This window comes from Haemophilus sp. Marseille-P9675, from assembly GCF_916862695.1.
Lineage (GTDB): Bacteria > Pseudomonadota > Gammaproteobacteria > Enterobacterales > Pasteurellaceae > Haemophilus > Haemophilus haemolyticus_K.
On sequence record NZ_CAKASP010000004.1, the window covers coordinates 87,728 to 106,469 of the forward strand.

Consider the following 18,742-nt stretch of genomic DNA (forward strand, 5'->3'; position numbering starts at 1 on the left):
AAAGCTATGGCAGACGATATGCGAATGGAGTTACAACTTTACCGTATTCGTGAAGAATTAGAGCTTTCACAAAAGCAAATGGCAGAAGCATTAAGTATTTCTCAGCCTTCAGTTGTTGCCCTTGAAAAACGTGGAAATGACATTAAATTATCATCAGTTAAACGTTACATTGAAGCAATGGGTGGCGTGTTAAATTTATCGGTTGAATTACCCACAGGAAAGACAGTTACTTTCAACCTATAGAAGGCGGTAAACATATTGTGTGATTTCATTCAATTTACAGCAAAATGCTTTTTTATACTGCTTATTGCATTAGGAACATTATTCCTTTTATTTGACGTTGATTTTACTTATATTCTCGCTTTTTTGGGTGTATATGTTGCTATTTTCGCAACTTGTCTTGTTGTAGCTATTATTAAAGAAAATAATCGTATTAATAAACTAAGGATAGCTGAACAAGATAAGAATCGTGTGAAATATGTTATTATTAATTAAATTATAAGTTTCTAAAGAAATCTATATGTGTATATCGTACGATGATAAAAAAATAACCAAGGAGAGAATATGAAATGGCTTATTGATAGTTTTTTTGATTTTTTGTTTGATTCTATGGGTATTATTTTTGTTATTGCTTTAATTATTGGTTTTGCTGGTTTTTGTGGTTATTTGAATACTCCTTCTTTCCCTTGGGGAGCAGTATTCGCTTTTGCAGTATCGTTGATTCCTTTGATTTACTGCATTCGAATTGTTTTAGATAAAAAACTGACTCGGGAAGATAAATGGAATAAACTTTTTGGCATTCAGTCCAAATAATAAAGTTCTGTTTGATAATTAAGTTACATTTTTGAAAAGGCTCACTTCGGTGGGCCTTTTTATTTTAAAGGATAAAGTATGTCTGGTTTATTAGGTCAATTAAATATTCAGTTAACGTTAGATCAGGCGCGCTTTCAGCAAAATTTAGGAAAAGCGCAAAATAGAGCGAAACAATTTTCAGTTCGCTCATCTCAATATCTCAATAATATTGAGAAAGCAGCACAAAATTTAAATAATTTCACTCGAGGTACTTTTTGGGCTGGTTTTGCTGGTGGAAGAATTGCTCAACTAAAAAATTATGCTGATGGCTACACTGAAATTCAAAATAAACTTCGTTTAGTTGAAAGCGCATCAATTAACAGTGCGCGCGGGTTAGAATCTGTTTTTGATATTTCACTTAAAACAAACCAAAGTATCCAAGCGACATCTGGTGTATATCAACGCTTTGCTCAAAATGCAGAAGCCTTAAAAATTAGCCAAGCACAGGTCGCAAGTTTGACAGAAACTGTATCAAAAGCTGTTGCAATGTCTGGTGCAAGCGCAGAATCTGCACAAGCGGCACTAATGCAATTTGGACAGGCTCTCGGTAGTGGCGTTTTTCGTGGTGATGAATTTAATTCCGTTATGGAGCAAACACCAGGATTGGCAAAGGCGATAGCAGACGGTTTAGGCGTTACAACTGGCGAACTTCGCAATATGGCGGAAGAAGGGAAATTGACTACAGATGTACTTATTCCAGCATTAGAGCGAGCAAAAAGTAGCGTAGATAGTCAATTTGGCTCACGTATTTTAACAATTTCTGCTGCGTTAGAAAATTTAAGTACGGCAACAGTTAAATGGGTGGGTGAAACAGACAATGCGATAGGTGTCAGCCGAACTGCAGCCGAAATCATTAATGGATTCAGTCATCATTTAACAGTAGCGGCAACCGTAATGGGGACATTCGGCGCGGCGGTCGGTGCAACAAAGCTTAACGGATTTATTGCCGAAAGTCGTAAACAAGCGCTTGTTGCATCAGAAGTAGCGCAAGCTGAAGTAAAACGAACAGCAGCATTACGCGCAGAAGCTCAAGCGGAAATGAGCGTAATCCAACTTAAAATCACACACGCACGAACAGAAGCGGAATTGCTTGCGGCTAAAACATTGGCAGAAGCACAGGCAAAAAAATTAACCATTGCGATTAATGCGGAAGCAGCCGCGAATAAAAACCTTGCCATTGCAAAACGCAATACCAGTGCAGCAGGGCGCTTATTAGGTGGTGCATTAGGATTAGTTGGTGGTCCTATTGGTGCGTTGGCGGTTGGGCTTTCTTTGGGGGCTGGCTATTTATTAGAGTGGCGACAAGAAGCAGAAAGAGCCAAAGAAACGGCACTAGCTTACTCAGATAATCTTGAGCAAGTGTCGAAATCTTTAGAGAAAATGAACGGTGTGCAGCTTCGTGCAGAGCAAGCCAAACTTGAAGAAAACATTATCGCCCGAAAACAACAAATTGAAGAACTAAAAAAACGTTATGACAATTTAACGGCAGCCATAAAAACCTATCAAGCGCAAAGTGAAAACAACGAAGGTTTCTCATTAGTAAATTACGGTGAGAAAATTGCTTCTGCAATGCGAGAACAAGCCAAAGTTACCGCAGATTTGGAAGAAAAACAACGCCTACTCAATGACGCAATGGGGGTGAGTGAAACTATTTCATCACAGTTGGCAACAACAACTGAAAATGAAACTAATGCGGTTTTAAGCAATCTTGGGTTTGAGTTATTGCGCACCGATAAAAACGTACAAACATTTAATTCATCAATGCTCATTGTGGCGAATAATGCCGCTAATGTTCAGCCACCATTAGCGGGAATGATGAGTAAGTTGTTAAATGTAGGCGATGCAGCAAGAGAGGGCGCAGATGGGTTATTGATTTTTAATCAAGCCTATCGTGACGCATTATCTGGAAAATCTCCGCAAGCCTTAAATATTGATGATAAAACCCAAGCTTTTATAGACCGCACAAAATTGCAGAATGAAATTAATAATGCTAAATCCAAAAAAGATTGGGTTGCATTAAATACTCGTCGAGATTTGGATAGTGCAGGGATTACCGTCAAAAATGATGGTTATATGGAGGCTTACAATGCTTTGGATGAAAAATATTCAAAGCAGTGGGACGATAGACAAAACAGAACACAAAGAAAATCTGCCAAATCAGGTGAAAATGCACGCGACAGCTGGCTTAATTTCTACGATGAAATTCGCAAGAAAAACAGTTCTAGTTTAGGCGAAATTGAATTAGAGCAAGCGCGAATGTTCCAGCGGTTGGAAGAACACAATAAAAAAGGTGTGGTATCGTATCAAGAATATGAAACCGCAAAAACGGCTATTGCAGAACGCTTTGCTCGCCAACGTTTAGAGCTTGCTGGCAAATATGCGCCAGAAAAGTTGTTGAAAGCTAATCGTGATGATGAACTAAAATCTATTCAGGAATTATACGAGAAAGGGCAGATCAACCAAAGTGAAGCGGCGAAAGCCTCGAATCGAGTACAGTTTGACTATGCGCAACAGATGTCACAAAGTGCGGTCGATCCATTGGCACAATTTCGTGCTCAGTTCGATCCGAATCAGGAGATCGAGAATCAACGCACTCGCGATTTAGCCTTGCTGGAGGCAATGCAAAGCGGCAATGAGCAGAAATTATTGTCGGAGGAAGAATATCAGCGTCGCAAAAAAGAAATTCAAGATAAGTATGATTTGGAGCGGCAGAAGAAGGAATCAGATTATTATGCGCAATCGACGCAGATGATGAGTTCAGCTTTTGACACGATGGCTGGTGTAATGGCTAATGCTGCAGGCCAACAGTCATCTGCTTATAAAGCTATGTTTGCTGCAAGTAAAGCTTTCGCTATTGCGGAAAGTATTATCAATATCCAGTTAGCTTTGTCGGAAGCAGCAAAATTACCTTATCCAGCAAATTTAGTTGAATATGCACGGGTAGCAAGTCAAACTGCCAGTATCGTTTCAAATATTCAATCAGTAACGATGAGTTTTGCCACTGGTGGTTACACTGGTGATGGTGGAAAATATACGCCAGCTGGTATTGTACATAAGGGCGAATACGTCATAACAAAAGAAGCCACTGCTCGTTTGGGCCGTGGCTTTTTAGATCATCTTAATTACGGTTCTGTGCGTCGTGGTTTTGCTAATGGTGGTGGAGTCGGCGTACCAAGATTGCCAACTATGGCTTATCAACCTAAATCATCAGGGGATATAGCGGTTAAGGTGATTAATAACGGTGAACCGATGGATGCAACGGTAAGCCAACAATCAAGAAATGGACAGCTTGAAATCACCGTGGAATTAGTACGACAAATTGCGCAAGCAGAAGCGGGAACAATGTTGCAGAAGAATATGCGCCCTGGTGGATTGTTATCTTAGGAGTAAACATGGCATTAAAAACATTATCTTGGTGTCCTCAGCCTAAATACACTGTAGAGGAAGAACCTAGACGAAAAGTGATTAATTTTGGCGATGGTTATCAACAGCGGATGGTGGACGGACTAAATCCGCTGCTTCGCAAATTTAACCTGACATACAAGCTCAATCACAAAAGTGCGGTCGAATTTGACCGCTTTTTAACATCGCATGGTGGCGTCACGGCATTTTTCTTTCGTGAATACGAAAATGGCGATTTAATCAAAGTCGTTTGCCCGAAATGGTCAAAAACCGTCACTAAAAGACACACGGAAATCAGCTGCACCTTTGAAGAAGTGGTGTAGTTTTTAGATAAAAAAACAAACCCCGAACACTCGCAATGTTCGGGGTTTTTATTTACCCCTTATTCCAAGTTTAACCAACTAAGGAGCAATTTTGATTAAGTATACACCAAAACATCAAGTTAAGGTAGGTGGAAAAATGAGTGAAAAAGATGCAGGCATTGCAGGGAAAATGCTAGCAAGTGCAGCAATTATTGCAGCGGTTGGTTTTGCCATTGGCGCAGCGTGCTTCGGAATTAGCTTTATTCTATGAAATGCTAGAAGTAATTTCAAAAGAACCTATTGCACGCCGATTCGCTTATACAGTGATTATTTGCTTATTTATAGCGGTGATTTGGTGGAAGCTGCCTGATGTAATTATGGCATTCAAATAGTTTTTACTAAAAATAAATAAACAGAATTATTGTATCAATTGTAGATTGAACTTTCATATTTTATCCCCACATAGAGGCAAGCACAAAATTTTATAAGGGGTAAATGATGAAAAATTGCGTTGTAATTGTTAAGAAATCGGCATTGGAGCTTTTATGCAAGAATTATCCTCAATTTTCATTGAGAAAATGGTTTGATGTACAAAGCCAACAATTTTTGATAACTATAGAAGAATTGAGTAGGAATTATTCAAATGTCATTTGTTATGATGGGTTTGAAAAGTCTAATGAAGTTCATTTTACCTATAGTGGAGATTATCAATTGACAAACTTTTTTACTTATTACCGGATTGAATTTTCATTTTCTGAGACAGAGATGGTAGCATTAAATCAGCCTCTATTAGGATTCTAATTGATATCAGGAAATCAGCGTAGTAACATTCTCTCAATAGGCGTCAGAAACCTTAACTAAAAAGCTTCCCAATAGAAGCTGTTTTTTTATGGGGTAAGATATGGGTCGAAAAGATAATATCAAAGCAAATTTAGCTAAGTTAAAAGAACGGTTCCCAAATGTCTTTTTCGATACTAAACCATTAGTTCCTACAATTATCGATGATATGCTTGCCGTACTTGGTGATGATGAATTATCAAAAGTGGTTCGAAGTGCTATGCGATATTATTTAGATTCACCTAGCTATTTAAAACGTTTTGTTCGTAGAAAATGGATCAGAGATGTTAATGGTTCAAAAGTGAGGTTAATTACTGCGGAAGAAAAGCAACTAGCGAGAGAAAGATTAAATCAAATTAACGAACATAATTCCAAAGCCAATGCTGAATATCGTTTTGCTATTGCACTCGCAAGAGAAACGAAGATTGAATATAAGAAAGTTGAATTGCTTGAGCAGAAAAATCCTGAAAAAAGTAAAGTAGTTGTAATCCATAGACGAACGCCCAAAATTAAAAGTGAATAATTACAAAAAGCTCCTTGACACCCAAGGGGCTTTTTCATTATGATTTTTATCAAGCAGATAGTTATCTGCTCAAGGTGTCGTAGCCTTAAATCCAAAGCGGTTAGTCCGCTCCCGAAAGCATAGCGGTTTTTTTATGCGTGAAATTTAGTAACCTTGTTTGTTTATTGCCATTAAACATTCATTACGCATAACCACATCTTATCTATGCCGAGAGGGCGAGGAATAAAAGACCTTCGGGGAATAACTCCAGCCGACTTTGGACGGTTTACGAACCTCTTGGCACCCTATTTAGGGTAAATCTTAATTTCGTAAAAAAAATCCAAAGGAGACATTCTATGTCTAATCAAATTTCAACCCAAACAATTTCATTCAACAATCAGTCATTAATTACCGTTGAACAAAATGGCAATCACTATGTTGCTATGAAGCCTATTTGTGAAAATATCGGCATTGACTGGCGCGCGCAACGCCAAAGAATAGTGAGAGATGAAGTATTATGTTCAACTGTGGTTATCATAACCACGGTTGCAGAAGATGGGAAAAATCGTGAAATGCTATGTCTTCCTATTCAATACCTAAACGGCTGGCTATTTGGTATTGATATTAATCGTTGTAACCCAGAAATCCGTGACACATTAATCAAATACAAAAAAGAGTGTTATCAAGCGTTACATGATTATTGGTTTAATGGTAAAGCAGAGCGTAAAACTACGGTAGATGATCGCACAGGCTTACGCAATGCCGTAAATATGTTGGTGAGTAAGAAAGGCTTAATTTATTCTGATGCTTATCATTTAGTCCATCAACGCTTTAATGTGGAATCAATCGAAGATTTAACCCTTGAACAACTCCCTGAAGCAGTAGAGTATGTTCACAAAATAATTTTAGAAGGGGAATTAATCACTGATCCTGAACTACCTAGCAGTGAAAAGAAATTCTCTTTTGAATTTACCGAGTACGAACTCCAACAGCTTATTTGGTTATGGTTCGCTTTCAAACGTGGCGTCGGCACTTTCCAACATATTGAAAAAGCCTTTAACGTTTTAGGCTCGAACATGAGCGGGCAAATCTATGGACAGGCTTACGAATATTTAAGCGTGTTACGCTCAACAAACAAAATCTTAAATCGCATTACACAAGAGTTTGAGATTGACCCAATGACAAATTGGCGAGCATTAAAACACTTGCGCCAGTTTGACCAGAAAGCTGTCAAAATCGATTTCTAAAAACACCACAAAATCCGACCGCACTTTTTTTAAGCCTGCGGCGGATTCTCACACCTAAAATCCGACAAAAGGAACAGAAAATGAACAAATTAATCATTACGCTTGTGTGTGCATTTGTGGTGTATATGGCGCACGCCCTAAATCTTAATCAAGACTGTGACGGCAAAATCTGTCACACCGAACAGACACAACAATATTAACAAACAACCGCTCTTATGGGCGGTTTTTTATTGAGGTAAAAATGCCACAACTCATCAGCAACCAATTCAAACTCGACCTCGCCAAACTCGAACAAAATGCGCTCATTGAGCTGTTTGAAGTGGATTTGCGAGGATTGAAAGATAATGACGGCATGAATGGCGAGTTATATCGCTTTTATGCTGGCACCAATGAGAAATCACAATCTATCGTATGGCAAAGCAAAACATTTGAGCCATTTGCCGTAAAAGCAGATGGTTTTGAAATGTCAGGTAATGGCCCAAGTAATCGACCAACTCTCACTCTGGGAAATATTAACGGATTTATTACCGCACTTTGTAACCGCTTTGATCAATGTTTGGGTGGGATTGTCAGACGCAGATTAGTCTATATGCACTATCTTGATGCGGTTAATTTTACAAACGGCAATAAAAAAGCAGATCCAACGCAAGAGGCGTTAAGTTACTTTGTGATTGAGCAATTATCCTCATTAAATCGAGATATTGCTCAATTTACACTGGCTTTGCCATCTGAAACCGACAACGCATTAATTGGTGCAAGAATGATTACATCTACTTGTAGTTGGCTATATCGTAGCGTTGAGTGTGGCTATACAGGCAGAGCGATTGCAGATGAAAAAGACCAACCGACAGCAGATCCTAAAAAGGATAAGTGCAGTGGATTATTGACTGGATGCAAGTTGAGAAACAATACGCATAACTATGGTGGATTTGTTAGCGTTGATAAGTTGGGGTAACAATGGACGGCAAATTACATAACGAGATAATTAAATACTCAAAATCAAAAGAACCGCAAGAAAGTTGCGGTTTTATTGTTTTAGTGGGTGGTGAAAAAGTCTTTATACCTTGCGAAAACGTATCAGAAGATAAAGAGAGCCACTTTGAAATCTCGCCAGAAGATTACATTGCAGCAAGTGATAAAGGCGAGGTTTTAGCCTTAGTCCACTCACACCCACAAGGCGAGCCAAAACTATCACCAGCAGATTTACAAACACAACTCTATAGCCAGTTAGATTTTTGGTTAGTTTGTGATGAGCAAATCCATATTTTTCCGAAAATCCCATTTTTAATTGGCCGTGATTTTAAACACGGTGAAATGGATTGCTACACATTATTTAGAGATTTTTACCGCTTATCTGGTTGTAACTTGCCTGATTTTGAACGAGACGATTACTGGTGGGAAGATGGCTTTAATCTCTACCTAGATAACATGGCAAAACACGGTTTTGAGCAGGTAAAAGAGCCACAAATAGGCGATGTTATTTTAATCAACATCGGGGCTGATGTACCCAATCACGCAGCAATTTATGTCGGTAATCAAATGGTTCTTCATCATGCACCAAAACGATTATCCAAGCGTGATTTATATGATGGATATTGGCTTAAACACACTCATAGTATTTGGAGATATAACGCATGGTCAACGTTAGATTTTACGGTAGCCTTAAACAGTTTGGATCTGAATTTAGGCTAGATTGCCAGACTACGGCAGAGATAGTCCAAGCCTTAACGAGCCAAATCCCTAAATTGCGCCAATTCATCCAGCAAGGATTGTTTACCGTGCGAGTAGGGCGAGACTACTTTGATAATCGCTATCTCGAGCAAGGGCTGAGTCACAAACTAAAAGATGATGCAACAGTCCATTTTACACCTGTTTTAAAAGGCTCAAAACGTGGCGGATTATTTGGTGTGATTGCGGGTGTCGCAATTATTGCGGGTGCAATCGCTTTAGGTCCGCTTGCTGGCATTATTAGTACCAATGCGGCTTGGATAGTTGGCTCTGTTGGGGCATCTCTATTATTGGGTGGCGTTGCTCAGATGCTCACAAAAATGCCTGAGATGAAAATGGGCACTGAAAAAGAAAAGAAACAATCTACGGCATTTTCAAATCTGTCGAATATGACAGCGCAGGGAAAACCTATGCCATTGGCGTATGGGAGAATGAGAGTAGGCTCTCTCATCATATCTCAGGGTGTAGAAACGATGGATACTGAAATTTAAGGAGTTTTCAATGGGTAAAGGTCGTGGCGGCGGTGGTCATACTCCAGTCGAGGCAAAAGAGAGCGGAAGAAGTAAGCAACTTGTCAAAATTGTTGAAGTAATTTCAGAGGGCGAAGTTTACGGTTTAGCCGATGGAATGAAATCCATCTATTTTGACAAAACACCAGTACAAAACAAAGACGGCTCTTATAATTTTAAAAATGTGCAGGTAGAGGGGCGTGTAGGTGGCCAAGTACAGGATTTAATGGCTGGGTTTAACACCTCAGAAAAAGAGGTGGGTGTAGGCACTCTAGTTAAGAAAAATCTACCGCTTACAAGAACCGTGACCGATAGCAAAGTATCTCGATTACGCTTGACCATTGGTGTCCAATCGCTTTTTAAACAAGAAGATAATGGTGACACTAACGGAACATCCGTAAACTTTATCATTACTATTGGCTCAAGAACTTACCCTGTGTCAATTAGCGGCAAATATAGCTCTCAGTATTTGCAACATCATACTTTTGATAATCTGCCTAGCGTACCATTTATTGTCAAGGTGGAACGGACTACAGACGATAGCACAACACAGAGACTGCAAAATAATACCATTTGGTCTAGCTATACAGAGATTATTGATACGGAGTTTACTTACCCAAACACAGCTTTAATGGGGGTTAAATTTGACTCTGAATATTTTAGCAATATCCCTACTCGTACCTATGACCTACTTGGCTTAAAAGTAAAAGTACCAAGCAATTATGATACTCGTACTCGTCAATATACCGGTATGTGGGATGGTACATTTAAGGTTGATTGGACGGATAATCCCGCTTGGGTGCTCTATGATGTGGTGACAAATAAACGCTATGGCTTGGGCGGAAGACTTGGTGAGTTTGGTGCGGATAAATGGGCGTTATATCAAGTCGCTCAATATTGTGACCAATTAGTGCCAGATGGATTTGGTGGGCAAGAGCCAAGATTTACTTGTAATGTTTGGCTGACAGAGCAACGATCCGCTTATCAAGTTATTAATGATATTTGCTCAATTTTCCGTGCAATGCCAGTTTGGAATGGTCAGCAGCTAACCGTGGTAATGGATAGACCTGTAGATCCAGTTTGGACTTATACAAATGCCAATGTGGATGAGAGCGGATTTAGTTATACATTTTCGGCTCGAAAATCCCGCCATAATGCAATCCAAGTAGAATACGCGGATAAAGAGAATAGCTACGAGAAAGCGATTGAATATGTTTCTGATGACGAAGAAATTCGTAAGCACGGATTAAACGTTAAGAAAATCACGGCTTTTGGCTGTACATCAAGAGGGCAAGCGCACCGCACTGCCTTATGGTTGTTGCAAACAGAAAAACTAGAAACCAAAACCGTTACCTTTACTGTTGGCGCAGAAGGGTTAATGCATATCCCTGGCGACATTATCAAAGTCGCTGATACGCACTATGCAGGTACTAATATTGGTGGTCGAGTTTTAGCTATTAATGGCACGACCGTTACATTAGACCGTGAAATCACCCTTAGCGGTAATAGTTATCTTAGCTATATCAATGCCAATGCTAAACATCAAAATATTAAGATTATCTCAGTCAATGGTGCAGAGGTAACACTCGATCAACCGCCATTAGGTTTGGAGCTATACGGCGTATGGTCTTTGACTACTCAACAAGTAACAAGCCAATTATTTAAGGCGTTATCTGTAAAAGAGGAGGATAAAGGCAAGTACACCATTATGGCGTTACAACACGAGCCACAAAAAGAGGCTATTGTTGATAATGGCGCCAAGTTTGAGCCAGTAGGAACGACCGTACTTACTACACCGCAAATTAGTAACATTGGTGTGGCAGTAAATGCAGATGGTAGCGTATCAGTTGACAGTAGCGTGACTGGCGGTAATGGCATCGTAAAATACGACATCCGCATTTATAAAGGCGGTGTGCTATATGACGTGCGATTAGGGCAACAATCTCACAATCTTAATATAGACGGTCTCGAAAACGGAGATTATAGCGTCCTTATCCAAGTTAAAAATGAGAATGGACAGTTATTGAGTGAAAAAACTCAGACTTTTACCATCAATAAACCGCCAGCACCAACAGGCGTAAGAACAACTGGTGGTCTGGGTAATATCACGCTTGAGTGGGATTGGGTTGATGATGCGACGGCAACAGAAATTTTTACCAGTGAAACAGATGACATTAAAATAGCCAAACGTTTGACGAAAGTCACAGCAAGAATGTACACGCACGAAGTTGGCGCAAAACAGGTTAGATATTACTGGTTGCGACATGCTCGTGGTGTGAATGTTGGCCCATTTAATCAGCAATCAGGGATTAAAGGCGAAAGTGCGGTAGATATTGATGCCGAATTAGAGGTGCTGAATAAAAAGCTATCTCAGAACATTGTAAATGAGGTAATTGATACTGCGTTGCCAGCTAGAAACCTTGAAATGACTAAAACCGTAACAGGGTTAAACGTCAATAAATTTATAGGCTACAAGCAAGTCTATAATACGGCCGACGGAAAACTATACACTTGGAACGGAAGTAAATACATCGAAAATGGGGTTGATGTAAACGGCATACGAATCAATACAACTCAATTAGTTGGCACGTTGCAAGCTAATCAGATTGGTGTAAACACAATTGGAGCTGGAGCGTTGCAAGCTGGAGCAGTAAGAGCCAATCATTTAGCGGCAGGCGAAGTTACAGCGGATAAGTTAGCAATTGGGTTAGGTGGGAATTTGCTCTATAACCCAATTTTCGCAAACGTGCAGGATAATGGATTGCCACATGGTTGCTTTTCATGGATGAGTTCAAATGGTAAAAATTTTAGAGCAAGCTCAAAACAGGCTAATGATGCTTGGGGTTTGACATCATACCTGCAAAACGAAAACCAGTTGATATTCAGTATTGATGGCGATTTATCGGCACAGGCGACTGTTGCAATGGAATCTGTGGCTGTTAATAGTGGCGGTTGGTATATGTTATCTGCCTACATTGGTGTACATAGAGCTAGCTCAAAACTAACGGCTAGATGTCTCTACAAAGATGGGGGCTATAAGGATTTTGATACAGGTGTTATCAACGGTTACTCTTTTAATGGCGGTTTAACGGGCTATACAAAGAGGGCATCTGTTAAGTTTAAAGTCCCAGATAATGCAGTTAAAGTAATACCAATATTCTGGATTATTTCAAATAGCAATGAGACAAATAAACATCTTCGAGTTGCCCGTCCAATGCTTGAAGAGTGTACAGAATACACAACTCAACCAAGTCCTTGGCAAAATGCAGGTGTAACCTCAATACATGGTGGCTCTATCATAACCAGAACAATCACTACCGAGCTATTAGCGGCTAATAGTGTTACCACTAATGAGATTGCAACTGGGGCGGTGATGGCTAAACACGTTGCGGCTAACAGTATTGGTGCAAACCACGTTGCCACACGGTCGCTTACTGCCGATAAATTAAACGTAACTAGTCTATCAGCAATTAGTGCAGATCTTGGTGATATTACAGGCGGATCGATTAATATTAACAATCGGTTCAAGGTGAGTAACCAGGGGCAAGTCGAGATGAGGGCTAATCAAGGCAATGTAGGGCTTGTGATGAACAATGAAAACATCATTGTTTATGACACTAGTGGGAGACCGAGACTAAAAATAGGAAAACTAAGATGATCTATTTAATTCTTGTTTTAATTATCGCCACGGTTATTGCCGTGGCTTTCTTTTATCGAAAAAAGAAAAAATCAAAAGGCGGTGACAGAATGTATGGGATTGAAGTATATGAAAACGGTCAAACGTTCGATCTTGCGAGTAAAACTGTTTTACTAGTAGATAAATTCACAATTCCTTACGGACAAAATGGCAGTAAGTCTTATGAAGATAATATTTTAACTGCGGTCTATACTGTATCAGGCGGTTATACATTTGGTAACGATAGCTTGCTACCAAAATTCCGCATTGAAGGTAAAGTACTGCACTGGGAGTGGGTACACTGCCGAAATAAACCATACGGCAATAATATAACCGTTCTTGTAATGGGGTGATTTATGGATAAGTTTGGGATTCAACTTTTTGGGAAAAACTTTTCAATGACAGATGAAAAGCTACTTGTTTGCGTTCATGACATTGACGTAAGTGGTCAATTAACACAAGGATGGTGGGACATTCCAAATGGCGATATTCTTAATGCGAATGACTATTCGGAAGATGAGATTCTTGTTTTCGCTAATCGAAGTTTTATTAAATATTTTGATGGTCAGAAACAAACTAGTGGGGAGCACTACGATAAATTTAATATAGATGGCTTTTTTTATTATTACCGACCATTTATTAGAAAATATAATGGTAAATTTCAAATTAGAATAGTCTCTACCATTGCTTCTAGCTATGAAAACTTTGAGGGAGTTAAAATTTATAATCCTTATACTTACCACTGGTTAGATGGGAGATATTTTAATAATCAAAGCTTAAAAAGCGCTCGAATAAGATTAAAAATAGTAGTCCCTCTAAAACGAATAAAAAATGTGCCAGAATATGGTATTGCAGTTTATGATGAGAGCGGAAATTGTAAGTATTGTAATAGCAGTAAAGGTTATGCAAAGCGTTTGCGTATCCATAATACAGCTTTAAGTTCATCTAAAATTAATTATGGTGATCTTAATCATGTTAAGTCTAATATAGAAAAGGGCAGTTCAACAAAATTAGGGGATAATGAGTTTGTCCTAGTTTCACCTCTTGGATATTATGATTTATGCCGATCGTGGAATCAGCGAGCCACGTTTGAAGCCGGAGAGGTTATTCCTGTCGTAAAAGAAGATGGAACTGTTAAAATTTTAGCCACAACTGAATTTGCGCCCATCCCTGGTAGAAAACATTCTTTCCCGTCGCAATCTAGCGAATATTACTCAAACCTGAGCATAATTAACCCACTCCTGCTTATAGCCGAATTTTAAGCAACCGTAACCCAGTCAATCGATTGGGTTTTATTTTTATCTAAATAAGGACAAAACTATGACAACATTTAACAAAATCTTAAACCCAATGTATTCAGTGATTGCTGCATACTCAAGACAAGAGGACGGCTCAATTAATGCTAAATATGTACTTGGTACTGGCACAGACAATGATGGTGCAGTGACAGACTTTACTCCGATCATCTCGGAATATAAATGGATTGATCCAACCGCAGCAAAAAGCATTTTTGGACAGCCATTAACTCAAGATGACATTGGCAAAACAACGGAGGAAATCGATCTAGGACGCATCTATGCTTACTTAAAAGAGCAAGGACAGATTGTTATCTAATCATCTAATTATTAGAGATACCGCCTACGGGCGGTTTTTTATTGGAGGGGAAATGGAAACAATCGACTTGGAAATGATCCGTGGAGACGATGAAGGGTGGGCGTTTGAAGTCACGCACGAAGATGAAAGTGCGGTCGATTTTAGTGGTTATCGGTTTGATTTGCATATTAAGCCAACTAAGAAAGGTGAGCCAATCATCAAACTCTCCACTAAAACTGGTGATATTACTGTCGAGAATAACCTGATTAAGGTCAGTATAAGCCACGACAAAACCGAAAATGCCACTTGGGAAAATGCTAAATGGGATTTGCAAAGCATTGACGGCAATCAACTAGTACGCACGTTAGCTGGGGGAGATTTTGCTCTATTAGCAGATGTGACCAGAGAGGTGGGTTAGTGGATAAAACAATAACGATCAAAGTTAGAGATAAACCCAAAATAAAGGTGAAACTAATAGGCAAGAAGGTATTCAGGGTTAAATTAACCAACCAACAATACATGCCTGTAATCCCTAATATCAATGATCTAATACTCAACTACAAAATAGGACGACTATGACAACACAAACAATCCAGCAATTATTAACCGAATTTGCAACTTACTTAGGCGAGCAAGACAAAAATATTTTGGCTCAAATTGAGACAAAGATAACCCAGCTTAAAAATGACCTGTTAGGCGGTGAGGTATCAGCAGATTTAGATACATTCCGTGAGCTCGCAGAAGAACTACGCAAACTTAAAGCAAGCGGGAGCAGTACCCCTGAGGCATTAACAACTAAACTCACGGAGTTTAAACAGAGTTTAGATGGCGTGATTGAGCAAATTAATGCACTAAATGGAATGGACCTAAAAGCGGCTTATCAAAAAGGGAAAAATAGCTAATGAGCCTTTTACAACAACTGCCCGAGGTGATTGAACAAATCGGGCGAGATATTAAAGCCATAACCGTTGTGCTTGGTAGAGGTCGCCCTGATAAGCCCGATACAACAGGTGACAAAATAACAGGAGAGGAGCCCAAAATAAAAGGCAATGAGCCTAACGGGACTATCTATGAGTCATCAGATGGCGGTGGAGTCGGAGCTTGGAAATGGCAAAAACGAAATAAGAAATGGGTGGTTATCGATGGTGATACAGGTTTAGTTACTGTTGCAACCAAAAACCTAAAACCCGGTGCTTATATTAAACTTCGTCGTCAAGGAAACTTTGTGACCTGCCACATGGGCGGGTTATCTTGGGGGCTGTTTGGTTATTTGGGTAAAAACGAAAAAGATTTTAAACCTAGACAAGCAGGTCGAGTTGAAGTTATTGGTACAAGTGGGATTCCTCTTGGATTTAGATCAGATGACTCTTGTGGATTTAGCTTGTTTGATGATGACACCAACAGAGCAGTTGCAGGTATTTATGTGGGAGGGGTAGGCGATGCTAATTTTATGAGATTTACCCCATACCACGCCGACCCTAAAGTAAAAGGCAATGATGCAATACCTGACATTGGCCCAAAAAATCTAAGACCGCCCGCTATGATGTGGACAACATCCGATCCTTGGCCTGAGAGGGTTTAAGACAAACGGCGGGTAATTCCGCTGTTTCTTATATCTAATTTAAACGCCCTTTAATGATAGTTTAAAGGGCGTTTTGTTTCTCAAATTTTAATTTAAAAATAGCATTATTATAGCCCTGTAACTTTTTTAATTTCGGAAAAACGTGTACAGTTTCGGAAATTACAGGCGTTATAGATTTTTAATAGTATGATTTTATTTATAAAATTTTTGTGTTTTGAAATTGGTTCACATTGACTTCAAACGCGCGTAATTTGTATTTATACAGTTTTATGTAAGTTAAAAAAAGCTCGTCAAATTTGACGAGCTTTTTTGTTTTTATAAGTAATTATTTTTCACACTATATTAGTGATATAGTGTGAAAATGTTTACATATGTAAACATTAGGTTAAATTACTTGACTTATATTTTTTCGCTGTTACTATGCGCGCGTATTTTTCAGGTGTGGGACGGTTTATGATAAATAGATCGCCCTCAGTTTTTATGACCTTTTAATCTTTAATAGGGAAGACATCTATGAATCAAATTTTCCGTGTAGTCTGGAATCACTCAACACAATCTTGGGTTGCCGTTTCTGAATTAACTAAAGCACATAAGAAAGCAAGTTCAAGTAATACTATTAAGACTTTCTTGGGAGCAACCGCACTTTTATTCAGTTTAAATGGGGTTGAAGCTGCGGTGAATATTGAGTCTACTTCAGGTTCTAATGTCAACTCAGGTAGTACAAAAGCCTCAGGTAACTCTATTGCTATCGGCTCTAAAGCGAATGCATTAGGTGGTGATGAGATTGTTATAGGTAGAGGTGCAGGACGAACAGAAAATAATGGTTCATTATATGGTTCTGATCTAACTAACAGTGGTTTTAATATATCTATCGGTACCAATAGTCGAGTGGGTGAGAAAGGTAAAAAAGTTTCTCAGTCAGTAGCGATTGGTGGTGGAAATGGTAGCTCTGAAAATAAACCTGATGGTGCTTGGGCTAGAGGGACTCAATCTGTTGCTATTGGTGGTAATGCCTATGCTTATGGTGATTCTTCTATAGCAATTGGTGGGGATGATGTAGATGAGGCTGTAACAAAAGAAATTACATATACTAATCCTAAAAATGATCAGTCTAAAAAAGCGACTATAAAGGATGCTTTTACTGATTTAACAGGGAAAAATATTTTGTCTCCTCGTTGGACGCCAACACAAGCTTCGGATGCTGCTGTCGCTGTAGGTATGAAAGCAACTGCAGCTGAGCTTGGTGTAAGTATGGGGACATTAGCTACAGCAAGTAAAGTAAATGCTGTTGCTATCGGTTCTGGCGCTACAGCAAATCGAGATAACTCAGTAGCATTAGGTGGCGGTTCAATTACAGATAAAGTAGGAACTAAACAAACTCAAACAGTGGTGAATGGGATTACTTATTCATGGGCTGGTGGTGCAGATACTGCAGAAGGAGATATTGTTTCTGTAGGTTCTGCTGGCTTTGAGCGTCAAATAAAAAACGTTGCGGCAGGTGAGGTGAGCAATGTATCTACTGATGCAATTAATGGTTCACAACTTTATGGTGTTTTGAGTAATTTAACGACAGGCGCGTTCTTAAATTATGCGGGTGATAATGCAGTCCAACCAAATGTGGATGATACTAAGGTCATCAAACAAAGCATAGCTAACAATCGTTTAGATATTCGTGGTGGTGCAGATAAAGCTGCTTTAACTAATGAGAACATTGGTGTAAACAATGAAGACGGCAAATTGTGGGTTAAATTAGCTAAAGATTTGAAAGGTTTAAATAGCACCACTGTTGGCGGCATTGTAACCAATGCTAGCGGCATTGATATGAGCAATAAACCAATCACAAATTTAGCAGCGGGAACAAATTCAACTGATGCGGTTAATAAATCACAGTTAGATAAAGTCGCAAATAATAATATTAAACTCGGTGGTGATTCCGGGAACACTGATGCTCAGCAGTTAGATAAAACTGGTGGTTTACAGTTTAATGTGAAAGGTACAAATGGCTTGACTACAACAGCCAGCGGTACGGATGTAACAGTTAAATTAGATGATGCCACGAAAGCAGCTGTAGATTCAATTGCGAATAAAATTGAAAATAACAAAATCAAACTATCCGCGACAAATGATTCAACTTCAACCGATCAACAAGATTTAAATAAATCGGGAGGCATTGAGTTTAAGGTCAAAGGTGACAACGGATTAACTGCATCTGCGTCAGGTGATACCGTTACATTAAAATTGGATGATGCGACAAAAGCTAAAGTAGATTCAGTTGATAGTAAAATCGGCGACAATAACATCTCTTTAGGAAGTGATTCAGGTAGTACAGATACTCAGGCATTAACCAATGCAGGTGGGATGAAGTTTAATATCAAAGGTGAAAACGGCTTAACCACAACCGCAAGTGGTAAAGATGTAACCGTTAAATTGGATGATGCCACTAAAGATAAAATTGATAATGCAGCGGATAAGAATTTAAGCAATATTACCGATGCTGGTAAAAAACAAATCA

19 protein-coding genes are annotated in these 18,742 nt (G+C 39.1%); all 19 read left to right on the forward strand.

Going from position 1 to position 18,742, the window contains the following annotated elements; all coding sequences use genetic code 11:
- The first annotated feature begins 6 nt into the window (after nucleotides 1-6).
- Nucleotides 7-243, forward strand: a complete 237-nt coding sequence (locus LIX50_RS07395; protein WP_369751017.1) for a helix-turn-helix domain-containing protein — start codon at nucleotides 7-9, stop codon at nucleotides 241-243.
- A gap of 321 nt (nucleotides 244-564) precedes the next feature.
- Complete coding sequence (locus LIX50_RS07405; RefSeq protein WP_015701502.1) at nucleotides 565-813, forward strand: hypothetical protein; 249 nt, start codon at nucleotides 565-567, stop codon at nucleotides 811-813.
- 78 nt (nucleotides 814-891) lie between these two features.
- Entirely contained in the window at nucleotides 892-4,236 is a 3,345-nt protein-coding gene (locus tag LIX50_RS07410) for a tape measure protein (RefSeq protein WP_048953020.1), read from the forward strand.
- Between the two features lie 8 nt (nucleotides 4,237-4,244).
- Nucleotides 4,245-4,577 carry a phage tail protein gene (locus tag LIX50_RS07415; RefSeq protein ID WP_048953021.1) on the forward strand — a complete coding sequence of 111 codons (333 nt, stop codon included), beginning with the start codon at nucleotides 4,245-4,247 and terminating at the stop codon, nucleotides 4,575-4,577.
- Between the two features lie 91 nt (nucleotides 4,578-4,668).
- Complete coding sequence (locus tag LIX50_RS07420) at nucleotides 4,669-4,827, forward strand: hypothetical protein (RefSeq protein WP_005651234.1); 159 nt, start codon at nucleotides 4,669-4,671, stop codon at nucleotides 4,825-4,827.
- Nucleotides 4,828-5,054: 227 nt separating this feature from the next.
- On the forward strand, nucleotides 5,055-5,357 hold the full coding sequence (locus LIX50_RS07425) for a hypothetical protein (RefSeq protein ID WP_048953022.1): 303 nt from the start codon (nucleotides 5,055-5,057) through the stop codon (nucleotides 5,355-5,357).
- 100 nt (nucleotides 5,358-5,457) lie between these two features.
- Complete coding sequence (locus LIX50_RS07430) at nucleotides 5,458-5,916, forward strand: ProQ/FINO family protein (protein WP_048953023.1); 459 nt, start codon at nucleotides 5,458-5,460, stop codon at nucleotides 5,914-5,916.
- Between the two features lie 335 nt (nucleotides 5,917-6,251).
- Nucleotides 6,252-7,142, forward strand: coding sequence for a phage antirepressor N-terminal domain-containing protein (locus tag LIX50_RS07435; RefSeq protein WP_048953024.1), 891 nt, complete (start codon nucleotides 6,252-6,254; stop codon nucleotides 7,140-7,142).
- Nucleotides 7,143-7,383: 241 nt separating this feature from the next.
- Nucleotides 7,384-8,097, forward strand: coding sequence for a phage minor tail protein L (locus tag LIX50_RS07440; protein WP_048953025.1), 714 nt, complete (start codon nucleotides 7,384-7,386; stop codon nucleotides 8,095-8,097).
- 2 nt (nucleotides 8,098-8,099) lie between these two features.
- Nucleotides 8,100-8,834 (forward strand): C40 family peptidase, encoded by a 735-nt coding sequence (locus LIX50_RS07445; RefSeq protein WP_048953026.1) that lies wholly within the window; start codon nucleotides 8,100-8,102, stop codon nucleotides 8,832-8,834.
- The gene (locus LIX50_RS07450; protein WP_048953042.1) at nucleotides 8,777-9,361 is read left to right on the forward strand and encodes a tail assembly protein; all 585 of its coding nucleotides are present in this window, start codon (nucleotides 8,777-8,779) and stop codon (nucleotides 9,359-9,361) included. Before LIX50_RS07445 ends, LIX50_RS07450 begins: the two co-directional genes overlap by 58 nt.
- Nucleotides 9,362-9,371: 10 nt before the next feature.
- Nucleotides 9,372-13,037: a host specificity protein J gene (locus LIX50_RS07455; RefSeq protein WP_053087828.1), complete on the forward strand. Its 3,666-nt coding sequence runs from the start codon at nucleotides 9,372-9,374 to the stop codon at nucleotides 13,035-13,037.
- The gene (locus LIX50_RS07460) at nucleotides 13,034-13,408 is read left to right on the forward strand and encodes a hypothetical protein (protein WP_048953027.1); all 375 of its coding nucleotides are present in this window, start codon (nucleotides 13,034-13,036) and stop codon (nucleotides 13,406-13,408) included. Before LIX50_RS07455 ends, LIX50_RS07460 begins: the two co-directional genes overlap by 4 nt.
- Before the next feature lie 3 nt (nucleotides 13,409-13,411).
- A complete protein-coding gene (locus tag LIX50_RS07465; protein ID WP_048953028.1) occupies nucleotides 13,412-14,317 on the forward strand; it encodes a hypothetical protein in 906 nt (301 codons plus the stop codon).
- A 58-nt stretch (nucleotides 14,318-14,375) separates the two neighbouring features.
- Nucleotides 14,376-14,669: a hypothetical protein gene (locus LIX50_RS07470; RefSeq protein WP_048953029.1), complete on the forward strand. Its 294-nt coding sequence runs from the start codon at nucleotides 14,376-14,378 to the stop codon at nucleotides 14,667-14,669.
- Nucleotides 14,670-14,721: 52 nt separating this feature from the next.
- Nucleotides 14,722-15,066: a hypothetical protein gene (locus LIX50_RS07475; RefSeq protein WP_048953030.1), complete on the forward strand. Its 345-nt coding sequence runs from the start codon at nucleotides 14,722-14,724 to the stop codon at nucleotides 15,064-15,066.
- A 157-nt stretch (nucleotides 15,067-15,223) separates the two neighbouring features.
- Entirely contained in the window at nucleotides 15,224-15,550 is a 327-nt protein-coding gene (locus LIX50_RS07480) for a hypothetical protein (RefSeq protein WP_048953031.1), read from the forward strand.
- Nucleotides 15,550-16,230, forward strand: a complete 681-nt coding sequence (locus LIX50_RS07485) for a hypothetical protein (RefSeq protein ID WP_048953032.1) — start codon at nucleotides 15,550-15,552, stop codon at nucleotides 16,228-16,230. Before LIX50_RS07480 ends, LIX50_RS07485 begins: the two co-directional genes overlap by 1 nt.
- A gap of 513 nt (nucleotides 16,231-16,743) precedes the next feature.
- Nucleotides 16,744-18,742: ESPR-type extended signal peptide-containing protein (locus tag LIX50_RS07490; RefSeq protein ID WP_264177126.1), on the forward strand; the 1,999-nt coding region annotated here is incomplete at its 3' end.

What these genes read in the sequence shown, in the direction of transcription:
- LIX50_RS07460 (WP_048953027.1), top strand. Translation starts at nt 13,034, where the DNA reads ATGATCTATTTAATTCTTGTTTTAATTATCGCCACGGTTATTGCCGTG.
- LIX50_RS07455 (WP_053087828.1), top strand. Translation starts at nt 9,372, where the DNA reads ATGGGTAAAGGTCGTGGCGGCGGTGGTCATACTCCAGTCGAGGCAAAA.
- LIX50_RS07440 (WP_048953025.1), top strand. Translation starts at nt 7,384, where the DNA reads ATGCCACAACTCATCAGCAACCAATTCAAACTCGACCTCGCCAAACTC.
- LIX50_RS07405 (WP_015701502.1), top strand. Translation starts at nt 565, where the DNA reads ATGAAATGGCTTATTGATAGTTTTTTTGATTTTTTGTTTGATTCTATG.
- LIX50_RS07485 (WP_048953032.1), top strand. Translation starts at nt 15,550, where the DNA reads ATGAGCCTTTTACAACAACTGCCCGAGGTGATTGAACAAATCGGGCGA.
- LIX50_RS07410 (WP_048953020.1), top strand. Translation starts at nt 892, where the DNA reads ATGTCTGGTTTATTAGGTCAATTAAATATTCAGTTAACGTTAGATCAG.
- LIX50_RS07395 (WP_369751017.1), top strand. Translation starts at nt 7, where the DNA reads ATGGCAGACGATATGCGAATGGAGTTACAACTTTACCGTATTCGTGAA.
- LIX50_RS07470 (WP_048953029.1), top strand. Translation starts at nt 14,376, where the DNA reads ATGACAACATTTAACAAAATCTTAAACCCAATGTATTCAGTGATTGCT.
- LIX50_RS07415 (WP_048953021.1), top strand. Translation starts at nt 4,245, where the DNA reads ATGGCATTAAAAACATTATCTTGGTGTCCTCAGCCTAAATACACTGTA.
- LIX50_RS07445 (WP_048953026.1), top strand. Translation starts at nt 8,100, where the DNA reads ATGGACGGCAAATTACATAACGAGATAATTAAATACTCAAAATCAAAA.
- LIX50_RS07475 (WP_048953030.1), top strand. Translation starts at nt 14,722, where the DNA reads ATGGAAACAATCGACTTGGAAATGATCCGTGGAGACGATGAAGGGTGG.
- LIX50_RS07425 (WP_048953022.1), top strand. Translation starts at nt 5,055, where the DNA reads ATGAAAAATTGCGTTGTAATTGTTAAGAAATCGGCATTGGAGCTTTTA.
- LIX50_RS07435 (WP_048953024.1), top strand. Translation starts at nt 6,252, where the DNA reads ATGTCTAATCAAATTTCAACCCAAACAATTTCATTCAACAATCAGTCA.
- LIX50_RS07430 (WP_048953023.1), top strand. Translation starts at nt 5,458, where the DNA reads ATGGGTCGAAAAGATAATATCAAAGCAAATTTAGCTAAGTTAAAAGAA.
- LIX50_RS07480 (WP_048953031.1), top strand. Translation starts at nt 15,224, where the DNA reads ATGACAACACAAACAATCCAGCAATTATTAACCGAATTTGCAACTTAC.
- LIX50_RS07450 (WP_048953042.1), top strand. Translation starts at nt 8,777, where the DNA reads ATGGTCAACGTTAGATTTTACGGTAGCCTTAAACAGTTTGGATCTGAA.
- LIX50_RS07465 (WP_048953028.1), top strand. Translation starts at nt 13,412, where the DNA reads ATGGATAAGTTTGGGATTCAACTTTTTGGGAAAAACTTTTCAATGACA.